Raw genomic sequence first — 16,574 nt, 5'->3', positions numbered from 1 at the left:
ATTTGTCATTGATTGGACACAAGTTTCGACTTATATCGCGCTTGCCCAAAGTCGCACGTGCCCATGGGTGTCCGCCGATCTTCATTATGGTGAGGAAACGGTATGGTACCTGGAACTAACCCCTCCAGTCAGTTTGACGGCCTACTGCCAAGCTGAGGACATCTGAAGCAACGACGGTGCGGGCCTTTCTGGTGTCTTCCGGCTGTCCATAAGCCGGGATTACTGAAGAGGCACACCTTCATTGCCGGTAGTGCGGATGGGTTCATCCAAACCAAGGCAGACAAAGCGGATCTACGCTGGCTTTAGCGTTGATCCATCGCCGCATGAATCTTTCCCGTGGTTCCAGCATCTCCAAAGGCTGGCCTCGCGCTGGACCGACTCATGCACTTTGTCCCTGCGGTCCATCGGGTGCGTCCCGTGACCTCAGACTTGCATCAAGGCGGCCGCAAGTGCCGCTACGGATTGGAGACCCAAGATGGCTACACAGCGCATCCTCGACTTCATCAATACACGACGCCCGAATGGCCCCTGCATGGTGCTTGATCTCGAGGTGGTTCGGGAAAATTTTCATAATTTCGAGATGGCGCTGCCGGAATCGAAGATCTTCTATGCGGTGAAGGCCAATCCTGCGCCGGAAATCCTGCGTCTGCTCGCCTCTCTCGGTTCGAACTTCGACACGGCATCGGTTGCCGAAGTCGAAATGGCACTCGATGCCGGTGCGACGGCTGACCGCATCTCCTTCGGCAACACGATCAAGAAGGAACGCGATATCGCGCGTGCCTTCGAACTCGGCATTCGTCTCTATGCCGTCGATTGCGTCGAGGAAGTCGAGAAGGTCGCCCGCGCAGCTCCCGGCTCGCGCGTGTTCTGCCGCGTCCTGACCGACGGGGCCGGCGCCGAATGGCCGCTGTCGCGCAAGTTCGGCTGCGTGCCGGCAATGGCGGTCGACGTGCTGCGGGCCGCGCAGAAGCTCGGCCTCGACAGCTATGGCGTATCGTTCCATGTCGGTTCGCAGCAGACGGATCTGGCCGCCTGGGATCGTGCGCTCGGCGATGCGAAGCAGGTCTTCGATACGCTCGCCAAGGAAGGCATCACGCTGAAGATGGTCAATATGGGCGGCGGTTTCCCGACCCGTTACCTCAAGGACGTGCCGACCGCCCAGGCTTATGGTCAGGCGATCTTCCAGGCATTGAGCAAGCATTTCGGCAACCGCCTGCCCGAGACCATCATCGAGCCAGGCCGCGGCATGGTTGGCAATGCCGGCGTGATCAAGGCAGAAGTCGTACTCGTGTCGAAGAAAGCCGACAATGACAATGTCCGCTGGGTCTATCTCGACATCGGCAAGTTCGGCGGTCTCGCCGAGACGATGGATGAGGCAATCCGTTACCAGATCACCACGCCGCGCGATGGCGACCGCAGCGAGCCTTGCGTCCTTGCAGGCCCGACCTGTGACTCGGCCGACGTGATGTACGAAAAGAACCCCTATCCGCTCCCCATTTCGCTGACCATTGGCGATGAGGTGCTGATCGAGGGAACTGGCGCCTACACCACGACCTACTCGGCAGTCGCCTTCAACGGGTTTGAACCACTCCGATCATACGTCATTTAAGGGGTTTTTGCCCCGTTGCAAAAGCTGTCCCGGCCTCTCGTGCCGGGCGGCGTTGACGCACCTTTATGATTGATTGGTCAAGACAATGAGCGCAGTAGACTTCATCGAACACAATCTGCATCCGGATGGATCGCAGGCTTGCATTATCCTCAACGAAACCGTGCAGGACGAACGGGCACGCGAAGCTTTGCTGGATCGCGCCATGGGCGAGGGCCGCCGCCGCAAGTCGTCGGAAAAGCTGCGGCGCGGCCGGCTGCCTTCCGCGGGCCTTGCCTTTGTCGCGCGCGGCGAAGACGGCGCATTGCTGGGCACGGTGCGCCTTTGGGACATCCAGGCCGGACACGACGCGGCAGGCAAACCGGTGCGTGCGCTCCTGCTCGGACCTTTGGCCGTCGATCCTTCGGTCAAGGGGCAGGGCATCGGCGCGGCACTGATGCATCATGCGACAGCCGAGGCCGCACGCCTTGGCCACGGCGCGATCATCCTGGTGGGTGATCCGGAATATTACGAGCGTTTTGGTTTCAGCGGTGCGAACACGTCAGGCCTTGCCATGCCTGGTCCGGTCGAGCGCCGCCGTTTTCTGGCGCTGGAACTAAAGCAGGGCCACCTTGACGGTGCGCACGGATTGCTCACGCCACGAGGCCGCCGTTCATCGCGGGCGACGAGAGTACTGCCTGTGTCGCTGCGGTTTTCAATGTAAAGAGACCTTTTGATCTCTTCACCCTGATGGACATCTGATGCGATTTTCTCTGCTTCCGGTGCTCATGGACCCAAAAGTCCACTGCGCTCCGGTTCTCGAAAATCAGCCCAGCTGCCTCATCGGCGTGAATTCTCAAAAGGCCTTTAGAATAGAGGACCGGCCTCATTTGGGCCGGTTTTTGTTTAACGGGCATTTTTGCGGACGAAATTTTCAATCGCCGTCACTTCACCCTGCTGGATTTCGTGCCCGCCTGGATGCCAGAAAAGGTCGGTCTCAACCTCCTGCGAGATCAGATAATCGGCAAAGGATTGGGTCAGTTCCGGCGGACAGATCGGGTCCCTTTGCCCGGCGGTGATCAATACGTGTTTGCCGGCAAGCCCGGTTTGCGCGGCCGGTTTCCACGGTACCAATGGGTGCATCAATATCGCTGCGTCGAACAGTTCGGGTTGCGACAGCATCACTGAAGCCAGGATATTCGCACCATTGGAATAGCCAAGGCCGATCACAGTCGCGGGCTTCGCACTGTCCTTGTGAGCCCGGATGTATTGCGCCATGGTGCTCGTGCGCGCGGCGAGGTCGTCCATATCGTAGACGCCTTCGCCCGTGCGGCGGAAAAAAGCGCGATGCGCCATGTTCCGATACATCGCCGCGCGGCGATACGATCGTGGCGTCCGGCAGCAAGCGCCGGCCGAAATCGAAGAACTGGTTTTCATCGCCGCCCGTGCCGTGAAAAACGAACAGCAGCGGGCCGCCCGGCTGTTCGGCCTTGTGGATGCGATGCCGATAGCTATTGATTGACATGTCTAACCTCTCCAGTGCGGCGTCATCCGCACCACTTGGTTGCTTTTCCATGTCCTGCATATGTCGCGGGAGCCGGGATAGTTAAACCCGTCTCCCGCTTGATACATTGTCTCCGTCCTGTAGACAGTCACCACTCAGAGTACCCGGTCTGTTGACGCAGTTAACCGATATCCGACCATGGGCCGTGGAAGTCGCCTTCCTCGCCCAGACGCTTGAAACCATGTGCGCCGAAGAAATCGCGCTGTGCCTGGATGAGGTTGGCGGTGCCGCGCGCCTGGCGGTAACCGTCGAAATAATTCAGCGCGGCAGAGAGCGCCGGAGTCGGCAGACCCGCAAGAGCCGCCTGCGCAACGATCTGGCGCAGTGACTTCGAACCGGCCTTCATCCGTTCGACGAAGGCTGGCGCGAGCAGAAGGTTCTTGCCTTCGCTGCCTTCGAAAGCCGCGGCGATCTGGTCGAGGAACTGCGAGCGGATGATGCAGCCAGCGCGCCAGATGCGCGCCGTCGTGGCAAGCGGGATATTCCAGCCGTGCTCCTTCGATGCACCTGCCATCACGTCGAAGCCCTGCGCATAGGCAGCGATCTTGCCGGCGAGAAGGCCTCGTTCCAGCGTGTCGATGAAATCGGCGCCGCTGTTCGCAAGCCTGGCGCCATCGAGATTGCCATAGGCTATCGAAGCCTCGCTACGCTCTTTGATGAGCGATGAGATTGAACGGGCGGCGACGGCTGCCTCGATGGCGGTCGCGGGTATGCCGAGCATTTGCGCCTCGATCGCGGCCCAGCGGCCAGTGCCCTTCTGGCCGGCGCTGTCGAGGATGACGTCGACGGCAGGCTTGCCCGTCTTCTTGTCTGTCGCCAGCAAAACCTTGGCGGTGATCTCAATCAGATAGGAATTCAGGGGACCGGCATTCCATTTTTCGAATATCCTGCCGATGTCCGGGGGAGTAAGGCCGAGACCATCGCGCAGCACGCCATAGACTTCGGCGATCATCTGCATGTCGGCATATTCGATGCCGTTGTGGATGGTCTTGACGAAATGGCCGGCGCCATCGGGACCGAGGAGAGCCGAACAGGATCTGCCTTCATATTTCGCCGAGATCGCCGTCAGGACGGGCTCGATACGCGCATAGGATCCCGGCGTGCCGCCAACCATGATGGACGGGCCATGACGCGCGCCTTCTTCACCGCCGGAAACGCCCATGCCGACAAATGTCGGATCATTGGGTCCGAGTTCGGCCAGGCGGCGGACCGTGTCATGGAAGTTCGCATTGCCCGCGTCGATGATGATGTCGTCCTTGGCGAGGAACGGCTTCAATGCGGCGATCTGCTCGTCGACGGCTTCGCCCGCCTTGACCATCAGGATGATGGGGCGCGGCGCGCGGATGTTCTTGGCCAATTCTTCCAGCGTTTCGCACGGTATGATCTTGTCCTGCAGGGAACCTGCTTCTTCGTAGAACTCGCGGGTCTTTGCCACAGTTCTGTTGAAAACCGCGACGCGATAACCGTTTTCAGCGATATTGAGCGCCAGATTGGCGCCCATGACGCCAAGGCCGATCAATCCGATGTCAGCTTGCTGCATGATTTGGGTCCTTGATAATTTCGATATGGGCCGCAGGCCTTGAGCGACCTCTGAGTCCGGAAGAGCATTTGTATATCAATGGGCACTGACGGCAACGATTAGATGCGCATATAGTCTAATTATCACGCAGCTGTTCCATGTCGCGGATCCGATTAGCGCTGCTTTTCTCGAGTTTGCGGGTGACTTCGGCGATCAGTGTTTCGGCAACGAGGAATAGCGTTGCCGACGAATCCCATGGCGAAGGAACGGCGGTGCGACCGGCAATGACATGACGGGCAAATCGGGCAATGGGGGATAGCCACTGATCCGTGATCAGGACAATCTCCACACCGCGCGCCTGGGCCTTTTCAGCAAAGCGGATCAGGCTGTCCTGGTAGCGGCGGATGTCGAAGATGATCAGCACATCCTTCTTGCCCATGTCGATCAACTGATCGCGCCAGTGACTTTCCTGTCCGACCAGATGCGTCACGCCAGGGCGGGTAATCTTGAGGTGCGCAGCCATGTATCTGGCGATGGGATCGGTGAAGCGCCCGCCGAGGAGATAGATACGGGCACGGTTGCGGCTGATGGCATCTGTTACGTCGTCAAGCTGTTGCAGGGACAGGTGCTGGAAAGTTTCGCGGATGTTTTCGATGGCAGCTTCCATGAGGGGAAATGCTGCACCACCCTTTGCAGGTACGATTGCGGCCGCCCGGTTCCACGGCGATTGTACCTGTGCAGCGAGTTCCTCCTGGAGCGCACCCTGGAAATCCGGGTAACTCTGGAAACCCAAGCGCGAAACAAAACGCAGGATCGTCGGAGAACTAACCCCGGCCTGAGTCGAGAATTCGGCAACAGTGCGCAGACCGATCAATGGATAGTTGGCAATGAGCGTCTGCGCGGCCTTGCGTTCCGATGCGGACATGGCGCCGATCTTCTCGGCGATCAGCTCGGAAATGCTGGTGCTCATCGGTGTTTCCCCACGTCTGCCGTGACCGTTTTTTGCAAAGTGCAATTTTCGGATTTGACAATTTTAGTTGATATGTATCAAATCATACGAGAGTGGAAATAAAAATACAAAATGTAACGTAAAGTACAATTGCCAAAGAGGGCAATATGGGATTGTCGCAGGCAGTGGAGCATGGCTGGAGTCCTGTCCGGGTGTCGAACCCCGATGGGCTCGGACCCTTCGTCATTCTGTGTGATCACGCCTCCAATTACATTCCCGAAGGCTTTGGCACCCTGGGCCTGCAGCCGGATGATCTGCAAAAGCACATTGCCTGGGATCCTGGTGCTCTGGGTGTCAGCCAGGTGATGAGCCAAATGCTGGATGCGCCGCTGGTCGAATCCTGCGTGTCGCGCCTTATCATAGATTGCAATCGTCCGCTTGATGCGCCCGATCTCGTTCCCTCCCTGAGCGAGGTCACGACGATTCCGGCCAATGTTGATCTGGAGTTAGCAGCCAAACAGCAGCGAATTGCACTTTCACACATACCGTACCATGCCGCCATTGAAACGCTTGTGCAGGAGCGGGCCAGCGAGGGTCTGCCGGAGCCGATTTATGTGGCGGTGCATTCCTACACGCCGGTCTATCGCGGTGTGGAACGCCCATGGCATATCGGCATCATCCATGATGATGACGACAGGGTCGCCGCGCCCTTGATCGCGGGCCTGCAGGCGTTGAATCAGTTCAACGTCGGCATCAACGAACCCTATTCACCGGCAGACCGTGTTTACTACACGCTGGAGCGGCACGCTTCTGCCCTTGGATTACCGGCCGTGATGATCGAGATCCGCAATGATCTTATCACAACGCCGCAAGAAGAAGAGGCCTGGGGCACGATGCTGTCCGGCCTGCTCAGGGAGATTCTGGAACAACCGCTTTCCAAAAAGCGGGCACACCAAAGAGGGGAACGGCGTAGGCAAATTACGGAGTAGCGCTCTAGCGGGTATCTGACGTTGCAACTTACCAGAATAATAGGGGAACGTGATGACACAGCAAGATTATACCGAGACAGACAAATCGGAGGATATAAAGGTCCTCCACAGCATGGGCTACGCCCAGGAACTGGAGCGGCGATTGAGCCGCTTTTCGAATTTCGCCGTCTCTTTTTCGATCATCTGCATCCTGTCCGGCGGTATCAATTCACTGGCACAGGCGACATCGGGCGCCGGCGGTGCCGGAATTGGCATTGGCTGGCTGGTGGGCTGCTTCGTCTCGCTGACGTTTGCCGTCGCCATGTCGCAGATCAGTTCCGCCTATCCGACGGCAGGCGGGCTTTATCACTGGGGTTCGATCCTCGGTAATCGCGGAACCGGCTGGGTGACGGCCTGGCTCAACCTGCTGGGCCTGATCACCGTGCTTGGCGCCATCAATGTCGGGACGTGGACGTTCTTCGTCGGCGCCTTCGGCGCGACGCGCTCGGCATCGAGAACACGATCACAACGCAGACCATCTTCCTGATCATCATCACCGGTGGTCAGGCTCTGATCAATCATCTCGGGATCAAGCTGACCGCGAAGCTTACCGATTTTTCCGGTTACCTGATATTCTTCGGCTCGATCCTCATCGCGGTCGTTTGCCTGTTCGCAGCCGACACCTGGGATTTCGGCAGGCTCTTCACCTTCCAGAACTATTCCGGCGAGGCCGGCGGCAATGTATGGCCAGCAGTCTCGAACTGGTGGGTGTTCGCCTTGGGCCTTCTGCTGCCGATCTATACGATCACCGGCTATGATGCCTCGGCCCATACGTCCGAAGAAACAATCAAGGCGGCCCATTCCGTACCGCGCGCCATGGTCATGTCGGTGGTTTGGTCAGCGATCTTCGGCTACCTGTTCCTTGCCGCATTCGTGCTCATGATCCCGAACATGGACGAAGCAGCCAAGCAGGGCTGGAACGTGTTCTTCTGGGCTTTCGACCAGCGGGTCGGCACTGGCCTGAAGGAGTTCGTCTATATCGTGGTGTTCCTGGCACAGCTGCTTTGCGGCCTCGCCACGGTGACATCAGCATCACGCATGATCTTCGCCTTCTCGCGTGACGGCGGACTGCCGGCGTCCGGGGCGCTTTCAAAGGTCAGCCCGACCTACCGCACACCGGTGGCCGCCATCTGGACATCGGCTGTCCTGTCGGTGCTCTTCGTCTGGGGATCGTCTTTGGTTTCGGTTGCAGGCACTTCGGCCTATACCATCGTCGTATCCTGCACCGTTATCTTCCTGTTCCTTTCCTTCACCGTACCGATCGTGCTCGGCCTCCTCGCCTGGGGCACGCCGAAATGGGACAAGATGGGCCCATGGAACATGGGGCGCGGTATCTTCACCCTGTTTGCGATCCTGTCGATCCTGTCGATGATCCTGATCTTCGTCATCGGCATCCAGCCGCCGAATGACTGGGCGCTCTACATCACCGTCGGTTTCTTCATCCTGACGGCGATCATCTGGTTCGCCTTCGAGAAGCGCCGGTTCCAAGGCCCCCCGCTCGGCGAAATCATTGCCGCGCGCCAGGCGGCTATCAAGGCTGCGGAAAAGGCAGTGGGCGAAACATCCTGATTTTGAAACAAGGGGCGACCGGCTTTGGCGGGTCGCCCCTTTTATTTTGCCCTGGATCGACATTTTTTGCTTGAGGAAAAAATATGCCCGGACATTGGAGTTTCGACGAACTAAAGCGCCACGTGACCAATGGCGAGATTGATACGGTTCTGGCTTGTTTCGTCGACATGCAGGGCCGCCTGATCGGCAAGCGGTTCCACGCGAGTTTCTTCGTTGAATCCGCGCATGACGAGACGCATGGCTGCAATTATCTGCTGGCCAACGATATCGATATGGAGCCGGTGCCGGGCTACAAGGCGGCGAGCTGGAAGCAAGGCTATGGCGATTTCGTCATCAAGCCCGACCTCGCCACGATCCGCCACATTCCATGGCTCGAGAAATGCGCGCTCGTTCTTTGCGACATTCTCGACCACCACCACCATGAAGACCTTGCTCACTCTCCCCGTGCTATCCTGAAACGTCAGCTTGCCCGGCTGAAGGAGCGTGGCTATCTTGCCTATTTCGCCTCGGAGCTGGAGTTCTATCTCTTCGACGAAACCTACGAGACCGCCCGCGCCAAGCACTGGAAGGGCATGGCGACCGCATCGCCCTATATCCAGGACTATGTGATCCAGATGACGACCAAGGAAGACGCGGTCATGCGCGCGATCCGCAATGGCCTGTTCGATGCGGGTATTCCAGTCGAGAATTCCAAGGGCGAGTGGGGTCCGGGCCAGGAAGAGATCAATGTGCGCTATGCCGAGGCGCTGGAAATGGCTGACCGGCATGTAATCATGAAGAACGGCTGCAAGGAAATCGCCACCCAGATGGGCAAGGCGATCACGTTCATGGCGAAGTACGATTATTCGCTCGCCGGAAGCTCCAGCCATGTCCACAACTCCCTGTGGAGCGCGGACGGCAAGACGCCGCTGTTCTTCGACAAGAAGGCCGAGCACACCATGTCGCCGCTGATGCGCCAGTGGGTGGCGGGGCAGCTGAAATATGCCGATGACTTCACCTATTTCCTCGCACCCTACATCAACTCCTACAAGCGCTTCCAGGCGGGCACGTTTGCACCGACAAAGAATGTCTGGAGCCTTGATAACCGTACGGCCGGGTTCCGGCTGTGCGGTGAGGGGACGAAAGGCATACGCATCGAGTGCCGCATCGGCGGCGCCGATCTCAATCCATACCTCGCTTTTGCCGGGCTTATCGCCTCGGGTCTTGCCGGGATCGATGAGAAGCTGGAACTTGGCGCGCCATTCCAGGGCGATGCCTATGGTGGCGCCCGCCTGCGGGAAATCCCCAAGACCTTGCGGGATGCGACGGAGACGCTCGCGCGCTCGAAGATGCTGAAAGCGGCGCTGGGTGAGGATGTGGTCGAGCACTACGTGCATACCGCCAAATGGGAACAGTTCGAATATGACCGCCGCGTGACCGACTGGGAGTTGCATCGCGGCTTCGAACGGTATTGAAGAACGAAACTGACATAAATAGCCTAGAGGTTTTGCCATGACCGAGACGGTCAAACTGATTACCCCGATCGACGGTTCCGTCTATGCGGAACGCCCCATTGCAACCGACAAGGCCGTCGACGCCGCTGTAGAAACGGCGAAACAGGCACAAGCGGACTGGGCACAGACGAGCATTGCCGAGCGTGGCCGGTTTTGCCTCGCCGCGCTTGATGCACTGCTCGCCATGAATGACGAAATCGTTCCCGAGATCGCCTGGCAGATGGGGCGGCCGGTGCGCTATGGCGGCGAAAAGGGCGGTGTCGAAGAGCGTACGCGCTACATGGTCAGGATCGCCGAGCAGGCACTCGCACCGGTCGTCGAGAACGACAGGCCGGGATTCCGCCGCTACATCAAACATGTACCACTCGGCGTCGTCATGGTCATCGCGCCTTGGAACTATCCATACCTGACGGCTGTCAACACCATCATCCCGGCGCTGATGGCGGGTAACAGCGTGATCCTGAAACATGCGGCACAGACGCTCATCGTTGGCGAGCGCTTCGTGCAGGCATTCGAGAAGGCCGGACTGCCGAAGGGCGTCTTCCAGAACATCGTGCTGAGCCACGGCCAGACAGAAAAACTGCTGGGTTCGGGGCGTATCGATCATGTCAATTTTACCGGTTCCGTCGGCGGTGGCCGCGCCATCGAGAAGGCTGCTGCCGGAACGTTCATGACGCTTGGCCTCGAGCTTGGCGGCAAGGATCCGGCCTATGTGCTGCCGGACGTCAATCTCGACCACGCGGTGGCCAACCTTGTCGACGGCGCCTTCTTCAATTCCGGCCAATGCTGCTGCGGTATCGAGCGCATCTATGTGCACGAAAACGTCTATGACCGCTTCGTCGATGGCTTTATCGACCTCACCAAGCAATATGTCGTCGGCAACCCGCTGGATGCTTCAACGACGATGGGACCCATGGCGCAGACGCGCTTTGCCGATCTCGTGCGTGAGCAGAAGGCCGAAGCCCTGCGCAAGGGCGCCAAGGCGCACGTCAACATGAGTGCTGCCAATGACAAGGCGGGTTCGCCCTATCTCGCGCCAGAGGTGCTGACGGGCGTCGATCACCAGATGAGCGTCATGCGCGAGGAGAGTTTCGGCCCGATCGTCGGCATCATGAAGGTGCGCAACGACGAGGAAGCCGTGGCACTGATGAATGACAGCCAGTACGGCCTGACGGCGTCGCTGTGGACCACCGATACGGATCACGCGGCAGATATCGGCGACCGGATCGAGACCGGCACGGTGTTCATGAACCGCTGCGACTATATCGACCCGGCGCTGGTATGGACCGGCGTCAAGGAGACCGGCAAGGGCGCGGCAATGTCCGCCATCGGCTATGGCAATCTGACGAGACCCAAGTCCTATCATTTGCGCGAACAGATCTAATTCCCTGAGAGAGACATGACATGAGCAAACTCATTTCCAAATGGAACTATCCGACCACCGTCCGTTTTGGCGCGGGGCGCATCGCGGAATTGCCGGAGGTTCTGGAAGCGACGGGGATCAAGAAACCGCTATTCGTCACCGATCCGGGCCTTGCCAAGCTGCCTGTCGTGGCAAGCACTTTGAAAATCCTCGACGACGCGAAGGTGCCATACGGGGTGTTTTCGGATGTGAAGCCCAATCCGGTGGAATCGAACCTGACGGCCGGTATCGCTGTATTCAAAAAGGGCAAGCACGACGGCGTCATCGCCTTCGGCGGTGGCTCGGCACTCGATCTTGGCAAGCTGATCGCCTTCCAGGCTGGACAGACGCGGCCGGTCTGGGACTTCGAGGACGTCGGTGACTGGTGGACACGCGCCAACAGCGACGCGATCGCGCCGATTATCGCAGTCCCGACAACGGCCGGAACGGGTTCGGAGGTCGGACGCGCCGGTGTCATCACCAATGAGGAAACCCACACCAAGAAGGTGATCTTCCACCCGAAGCTTCTGCCGGCGGTGGTTATCGCCGATCCCGAACTTTCGGTTGGTATGCCGGCGTTCATAACTGCCGGCACGGGCATGGATGCGCTGGCGCATTGCCTCGAAGCCTATTGCGCGCCGGGCTATCATCCGATGGCCGATGGCATTGCGGTCGAAGGTATCCGGCTGGTGTTCGAAAACCTGCCGAAGGCCTACGCGAATGGCAAGGATCTGACAGCGCGGGCGCATATGATGAGCGCCGCTGCGATGGGTGCCGCCGCGTTCCAGAAGGGTCTCGGCGCCATCCATTCGCTCTCGCATCCCATCGGCGCGCTTTACGACACACATCACGGCATGACCAATGCGGTGTTCATGCCCTATGTGCTGGCCTTCAACCGTGATGCGGTGGAAGAGCGAATTGCGCGTCTTGCCAGCTATACCGGCATCAAGGGCGGTTTCGACGGCTTTGCCAAGGCGGTGATCAAGCTGCGCAAGGAGCTAAAGGTGCCGCACGCGCTGCCGGGTCTGATCAAGGACCTCAACATGACGAAGAAGCAGAAAGAGCTGATTGCCGACATGGCCATTGTCGATCCGACGGCCGGTGGCAATCCGGTCAAGTTGACGAAGAAAGCAGCATTGAAGCTGCTGGACGAGGCGATTGCGGGATAACTGCGAAGGTTTACCTGTTGAATGAGGCGCTGGAAACAGCGCCTTTTTTGATGCTGCGGGAACGATTTGATCTGTTAATGCCCCAGGACCAGCAAGTCCTTTGCGCAAAGGCTGACCTTGACGTTCTCGCCGGGTTCCGGCGGCGGGGCGCTCGGATTGTTGAAGGTATCGAAGGATACAGTGTTTTCGCCGAGCGATGCGCGGATGCGGATGACCGAACCCAGGAAATGCACACTGTTGATCGTGCCGTCGAGCGTCGTCTCGCGCTTGTCAGTCGCATCGCCGAGGCTGACAGCTTCCGGACGGACGGCGAGTGATATCTTGTCGCCGGTCTTGTGACCATTGAGGCGTGTCCGGTCGATCGAAATATCCTTGCCATCAATGCTGATGAGTCCAGCCGCTGCATCGCGCACCGTGGCATCCAGCGTATTGAGCGTGCCTACGAAGGAAGCGACGAACCGGGATGCTGGCTGGTTGTAAATTTCGAAAGGAGCACCGACCTGTTCGGCGTTCCCTTCATACATCACCACAATACGGTCAGAGATCGACAAGGCCTCTTCCTGATCGTGGGTGACGAAAATGGTGGTGATACCGAGCTTGCGCTGGATCGCCCGGATTTCCTCACGCAGCGAAACGCGGATCTTCGCGTCGAGAGCGGAGAGGGGTTCATCCAGGAGTAGCACCTGTGGCTTCGTGGCCAGTGCGCGGGCCAGTGCCACACGCTGCTGCTGACCGCCGGAGAGCTGATAGGGGAAGCGTTCGGCGAGATGGTCGAGTTTGATCAGCGACAGCATTTCGTGCACCGTCGCGTTGATTTCCGCCTGCGGCTTCTTGGCGACTTTCAGACCGAAGGCGACATTCTGCGCCACGGTCATATTGGGGAACAGCGCATAGGCCTGGAACACCATCCCGATATTGCGCTGGTTTGGCTTCAGATTGACGACATCCTTGCCGCCGATGCTGATCTTGCCGGAGGTCGGGGTTTCAAACCCGGCTACCATGCGCAGGACCGTGGTCTTGCCGCAACCGCTCGGTCCAAGGAAGGAAACAAACTCCCCTTTCTCGACCTCGAGATTGAAATCATGAACGACGGTGGTAGCTCCGAAACTCTTTTTCAAATGACTGATGCTGAGAAATGACATGAGTGAGTATCCGGATTATCGCTTGGTCGCAGCGAGGGATTTATTGAGACGGGTGACGACCTGGATCAGCCCCATGCAGATCCAGGTGATGGCAAAGGCGATCACCGAGAGCGCTGCCGGTTCGTAGGCGCGATTTGCACCGAGCAACTGCAGGAACGGTCCGAACGCCGGGCGATTGAGAAGCGCCGCCATGGTGAATTCGCCGATGACGATGGCGAAGGTCAGGAAGGCACCGGACAGAACCGCGACGAGCACGTTGGGAAGAATGATACGCGACATGATGGTGATACGGCTGGCACCGAGGCTTTCGGCGGCTTCGGTTAGGGTGCGGATATCAATGGCGCCAAGACCCGTGTCGACGGCGCGATACATATAGGGCAGGGCAAGAGTCGTATATCCCAGGCAGAGCAAGATATTCGTTCCCATCGCCGATCCGGTCAGAGGCAGGATCGAAGACGTGTTGTAGAGCCGGATGTAGCCGAACACGATGACGATTGCAGGAATTACAAGCGGTAGAAGCGTGATGAATTCGATGAACGGGCGCCAGGCCGGCAACCTTAACCGCACCCAGTAGGCTGTCGGAACCACCAGCACGACGCCGACGATGATTGTCGCGATTGCCATGAAGACGGAATAGGTGAACGTCGCCTGAAAGCCGGGATCACTCAGCACGACCCAATAGGCATCGAGCGAATAGGTGCCGCGACGCATGCGCAATGAAAACTCGAGCAGACCCAGCAGCGGCAGCACAAAGTAGAGAATACCGAAGGCGAGAGCGATCCACGACCAGAAACGATTTGACTTCATTTGAGCCACCGCTCGCTGCGGGCACGCATCCAGATGTAGATTCCATTGGAAACGCCGGTGATGACAATCATGCCGAAGGCCAGCGCATAACCCAGTTGCGGGTCCTGCAATACATCGCCGCGGATCTGGGCGTAGAGGACGATCGGCACGATGCTGAGCGAGGAGCCGGTCAACGCATAGGCTGTGGCGATAGCACCGAAGGAATTGGCGAAAAGCAGAAGCATCGTTCCCAGCAGTGCAGGCCAGAGGATCGGAAATGCCACCATGCGCCAGTATTGCGGGCCGGTGGCGCCAAGAATTAGCGCCGCTTCCTTCCACTCCCGCTTCAAGCCATCGAGGGCTGGGGTGATGATGAGAACCATCAACGGAATCTGAAAGTACAGATAGGTGATGGTCAGGCCCCAGAAGCTGAGCAGATTAAAGCCATGGGCATAGAGGTTGAAGCCGAAAATATTGACCAGCAGATAGGTGACGAGACCTGTGCGTCCAAGTGTGAAGAGGAAAGCATAAGCCAGGGGAACACCAGCGAAATTCGAGGCGACGCCGGAAAAGGTCATCAGTGGCGAGCGGATCCAGCCTGGCAGGCCACCCAGAACGACTGCAGCAGCAATACAGAAGCCTATCACTGCGCCCAAAAGCGCCGAAGCCAGGGAGATCTTGATCGATATCCAGTAGGCGTCCCGAATTGAAGGCTGGAAAAGATTAGCCATATTCACGAGGGTCAGATTGCCCTGGGCATCCTGAAAAGCGCCCGCGACAAGGTAAATCGTGGGCAGAACCAGGAACATCACCGCAAAAATCATGAATGGCATGACGCCCAGCCAATCGAGAGAAAGGCGTTTGCGCTCGTTGACCGGCAAGGGAACCGGGGGTGAGGAACTATGTTCTGAAATCGCACTCATAAGTGTGTTGGGACCGCATTCATGGGTTCAATATAACTGTTGCCCCGCTCATTGCGAAGCAGGCAAAGCCCATAGTCTGACAGAACAGGAATCCCCGCGGATGGTTCCGCGGGGATCTGATAGCCAGAACTTACTTGACGTTGGCGCCGACGACCTTGTCCCAGCCTTTGGTGATGGCATCCTTGGCGGCTGCCTGTTCATCAAGGGTTGGGAAGAATGCCTTTTCATAGGCTGCCGCAGGCGGAAGCTTGTCGAGGACTTCTTTTGGCACCTTGTTGTTCTTAACCAGGTCCTGGAAACGTGTCGGGTGGCAATAGCCCTTCAGGTAGCCAATTTGCCCCTCGTCGGAATAGAGATACTCCATCCAGAGCTTGGCTGCATTGGGATGTGGTGCATAGGCGCTGATGGCCTGCACATACACGCCGGCAAGAACGCCGGAGGCAGGTACAACAACTTCAACCGGCGGGTTGCCCTTGAGTGTATCGCGACCGGCCAAAGCATTATAATCCCAGGTGATGATGATGGGTGTAGCACCCTGTGCGAGCGTGCCGGACTTGCCGATAACCGGGACGAAATTGCCAGCCTTGTTCAGATCGCCAAAGTACTTCAGACCAGCTTCGCCGGCTTCCGCGCCAGGCTTGGCACCAGTCGAAGCGCCTGCGGCCTGCACGGCAAGGATAGCCTGGTTGGAGGCGCGCGGGTCACCTGCAAGTGCGACGGTATTTGCATATTCGGGCTTGAGCAGGTCCGACCAGTCCTTCGGTACGTTTTTGACGATATCGGTGTTCACCTCAAGCGCCATAACGCCGTAGTAGTCGCCATACCAATGGCCGTCAGCATCCTTCAGTTCCGCCGGGATCGAATCCCAGGTGGAAACCTTGTAAGGCATTGTCAGGCCGTCTTTCTTGGCATCCGGGCCAAACGAAAGACCGACATCGATAACGTCAGGTGCCTGTGGGCCCTTGTTGTCCTTGTTTGCCTTGATCGCCTCGACTTCGTCCTTCGAGCCGGCATCCGGGTTCAATTCGTTGACTTCAATGCCATACTTGGCCTTGAAGCCAGCGATGATGTCGCCGTAACCGCACCAGTCGTGTGGCAAGGCAATCGTCGTGAGTGAGCCTTCCTTCTTCGCGGCATCGACGAGCTCGGCCGGCGCCTCGGCGAATGAAATTGATGTGCTCGCGAACAGCAGAGCTGTTGACAGTGCGAGCGCGCGTTTTTTGTAACCAACCATTTTAACACCCCTTTTTAAGCGATACGTCATTGGCTCTGTTTCGACGTCCAGCTCCGATATAGGTGTCTCGTGTCAGTTGGATGACAGAGCGATGAAGAGGCCGTGAACGTCGTTTTCCTGAGCAGTGAAAGGGAGTGAACCACTTTTTTCGTGGCTTAGCAATTCAGCCAAAAGCTAAATTTATGGCGTAACCCGTTGATGTCTAAATTGC

The 16,574-nt window shown here is 58.2% G+C and carries 12 protein-coding genes and 2 pseudogenes; 7 read left to right on the top strand and 7 right to left on the bottom strand.

Annotated features, from left to right (window positions below; translation table 11 throughout):
• Nucleotides 1–475: 475 nt before the first annotated feature.
• Both odc2 and N8E89_RS03560 read left to right on the top strand, forming a co-directional pair.
• Entirely contained in the window at nt 476–1,609 is a 1,134-nt protein-coding gene (gene odc2, locus N8E89_RS03565) for an ornithine/lysine decarboxylase (RefSeq protein ID WP_106664159.1), read from the top strand.
• 85 nt (nt 1,610–1,694) lie between these two features.
• On the top strand, nt 1,695–2,309 hold the full coding sequence (locus N8E89_RS03560; protein ID WP_262261163.1) for a GNAT family N-acetyltransferase: 615 nt from the start codon (nt 1,695–1,697) through the stop codon (nt 2,307–2,309).
• 182 nt (nt 2,310–2,491) lie between these two features.
• Here the strand turns inward: N8E89_RS03560 and N8E89_RS03555 are convergent.
• From N8E89_RS03555 to N8E89_RS03545, 3 genes and pseudogenes are all read right to left on the bottom strand, one after another.
• A pseudogene (locus N8E89_RS03555) lies at nt 2,492–3,110 on the bottom strand (alpha/beta hydrolase).
• 160 nt (nt 3,111–3,270) lie between these two features.
• Nucleotides 3,271–4,689, bottom strand: a complete 1,419-nt coding sequence (gndA, locus tag N8E89_RS03550; RefSeq protein WP_262261162.1) for an NADP-dependent phosphogluconate dehydrogenase — start codon at nt 4,687–4,689, stop codon at nt 3,271–3,273.
• A 115-nt stretch (nt 4,690–4,804) separates the two neighbouring features.
• Nucleotides 4,805–5,638 (bottom strand): MurR/RpiR family transcriptional regulator, encoded by an 834-nt coding sequence (locus N8E89_RS03545; protein ID WP_262261160.1) that lies wholly within the window; start codon nt 5,636–5,638, stop codon nt 4,805–4,807.
• Nucleotides 5,639–5,784: 146 nt separating this feature from the next.
• On the opposite strand from N8E89_RS03545, the gene N8E89_RS03540 reads away from it, so the two are divergent.
• The 5 genes and pseudogenes from N8E89_RS03540 (at nt 5,785) to N8E89_RS03520 (ending at nt 12,278) form a co-directional block, all read left to right on the top strand.
• Nucleotides 5,785–6,606 carry an N-formylglutamate amidohydrolase gene (locus N8E89_RS03540; protein ID WP_262261159.1) on the top strand — a complete coding sequence of 274 codons (822 nt, stop codon included), beginning with the start codon at nt 5,785–5,787 and terminating at the stop codon, nt 6,604–6,606.
• Nucleotides 6,607–6,658: 52 nt separating this feature from the next.
• Nucleotides 6,659–8,214: pseudogene (locus N8E89_RS03535) on the top strand (amino acid permease).
• An 83-nt stretch (nt 8,215–8,297) separates the two neighbouring features.
• Nucleotides 8,298–9,668, top strand: a complete 1,371-nt coding sequence (locus N8E89_RS03530; RefSeq protein WP_106664153.1) for a glutamine synthetase family protein — start codon at nt 8,298–8,300, stop codon at nt 9,666–9,668.
• 37 nt (nt 9,669–9,705) lie between these two features.
• A complete protein-coding gene (locus tag N8E89_RS03525; RefSeq protein ID WP_262261157.1) occupies nt 9,706–11,091 on the top strand; it encodes an aldehyde dehydrogenase family protein in 1,386 nt (461 codons plus the stop codon).
• Nucleotides 11,092–11,111: 20 nt separating this feature from the next.
• Nucleotides 11,112–12,278, top strand: coding sequence for an iron-containing alcohol dehydrogenase (locus N8E89_RS03520; RefSeq protein WP_262261156.1), 1,167 nt, complete (start codon nt 11,112–11,114; stop codon nt 12,276–12,278).
• A gap of 74 nt (nt 12,279–12,352) precedes the next feature.
• On the opposite strand, the gene N8E89_RS03515 is transcribed toward N8E89_RS03520, so the two are convergent.
• The 4 genes from N8E89_RS03515 to N8E89_RS03500 all read right to left on the bottom strand — a co-directional run bounded on the left by N8E89_RS03515 (nt 12,353) and on the right by N8E89_RS03500 (nt 16,363).
• Nucleotides 12,353–13,420 carry an ABC transporter ATP-binding protein gene (locus N8E89_RS03515; protein WP_106664150.1) on the bottom strand — a complete coding sequence of 356 codons (1,068 nt, stop codon included), beginning with the start codon at nt 13,418–13,420 and terminating at the stop codon, nt 12,353–12,355.
• 15 nt (nt 13,421–13,435) lie between these two features.
• Complete coding sequence (locus N8E89_RS03510) at nt 13,436–14,227, bottom strand: ABC transporter permease (protein ID WP_106664149.1); 792 nt, start codon at nt 14,225–14,227, stop codon at nt 13,436–13,438.
• Nucleotides 14,224–15,039 (bottom strand): ABC transporter permease, encoded by an 816-nt coding sequence (locus tag N8E89_RS03505; RefSeq protein WP_410010355.1) that lies wholly within the window; start codon nt 15,037–15,039, stop codon nt 14,224–14,226. Before N8E89_RS03505 ends, N8E89_RS03510 begins: the two co-directional genes overlap by 4 nt.
• A 220-nt stretch (nt 15,040–15,259) precedes the next feature.
• A complete protein-coding gene (locus N8E89_RS03500; RefSeq protein ID WP_113173890.1) occupies nt 15,260–16,363 on the bottom strand; it encodes an ABC transporter substrate-binding protein in 1,104 nt (367 codons plus the stop codon).
• Nucleotides 16,364–16,574: the final 211 nt, after the last annotated feature.

Source organism: Phyllobacterium sp. A18/5-2, from assembly GCF_025452215.1.
GTDB classification, from domain to species: Bacteria; Pseudomonadota; Alphaproteobacteria; order Rhizobiales; family Rhizobiaceae; genus Phyllobacterium; species Phyllobacterium sophorae.
The sequence above is the reverse complement of the archived record's forward strand: the minus strand, read 5'-3'. Positions and strand labels throughout refer to the sequence as shown.

Excerpts from the sequence above, each read along its gene's own strand:
- odc2 (WP_106664159.1), top strand. The coding sequence starts at position 476 with ATGGCTACACAGCGCATCCTCGACTTCATCAATACACGACGCCCGAAT.
- N8E89_RS03560 (WP_262261163.1), top strand. The coding sequence starts at position 1,695 with ATGAGCGCAGTAGACTTCATCGAACACAATCTGCATCCGGATGGATCG.
- gndA (WP_262261162.1), bottom strand. The coding sequence starts at position 4,689 with ATGCAGCAAGCTGACATCGGATTGATCGGCCTTGGCGTCATGGGCGCC.
- N8E89_RS03545 (WP_262261160.1), bottom strand. The coding sequence starts at position 5,638 with ATGAGCACCAGCATTTCCGAGCTGATCGCCGAGAAGATCGGCGCCATG.
- N8E89_RS03540 (WP_262261159.1), top strand. The coding sequence starts at position 5,785 with ATGGGATTGTCGCAGGCAGTGGAGCATGGCTGGAGTCCTGTCCGGGTG.
- N8E89_RS03530 (WP_106664153.1), top strand. The coding sequence starts at position 8,298 with ATGCCCGGACATTGGAGTTTCGACGAACTAAAGCGCCACGTGACCAAT.
- N8E89_RS03525 (WP_262261157.1), top strand. The coding sequence starts at position 9,706 with ATGACCGAGACGGTCAAACTGATTACCCCGATCGACGGTTCCGTCTAT.
- N8E89_RS03520 (WP_262261156.1), top strand. The coding sequence starts at position 11,112 with ATGAGCAAACTCATTTCCAAATGGAACTATCCGACCACCGTCCGTTTT.
- N8E89_RS03515 (WP_106664150.1), bottom strand. The coding sequence starts at position 13,420 with ATGTCATTTCTCAGCATCAGTCATTTGAAAAAGAGTTTCGGAGCTACC.
- N8E89_RS03510 (WP_106664149.1), bottom strand. The coding sequence starts at position 14,227 with ATGAAGTCAAATCGTTTCTGGTCGTGGATCGCTCTCGCCTTCGGTATT.
- N8E89_RS03505 (WP_410010355.1), bottom strand. The coding sequence starts at position 15,039 with ATGCCATTCATGATTTTTGCGGTGATGTTCCTGGTTCTGCCCACGATT.
- N8E89_RS03500 (WP_113173890.1), bottom strand. The coding sequence starts at position 16,363 with ATGGTTGGTTACAAAAAACGCGCGCTCGCACTGTCAACAGCTCTGCTG.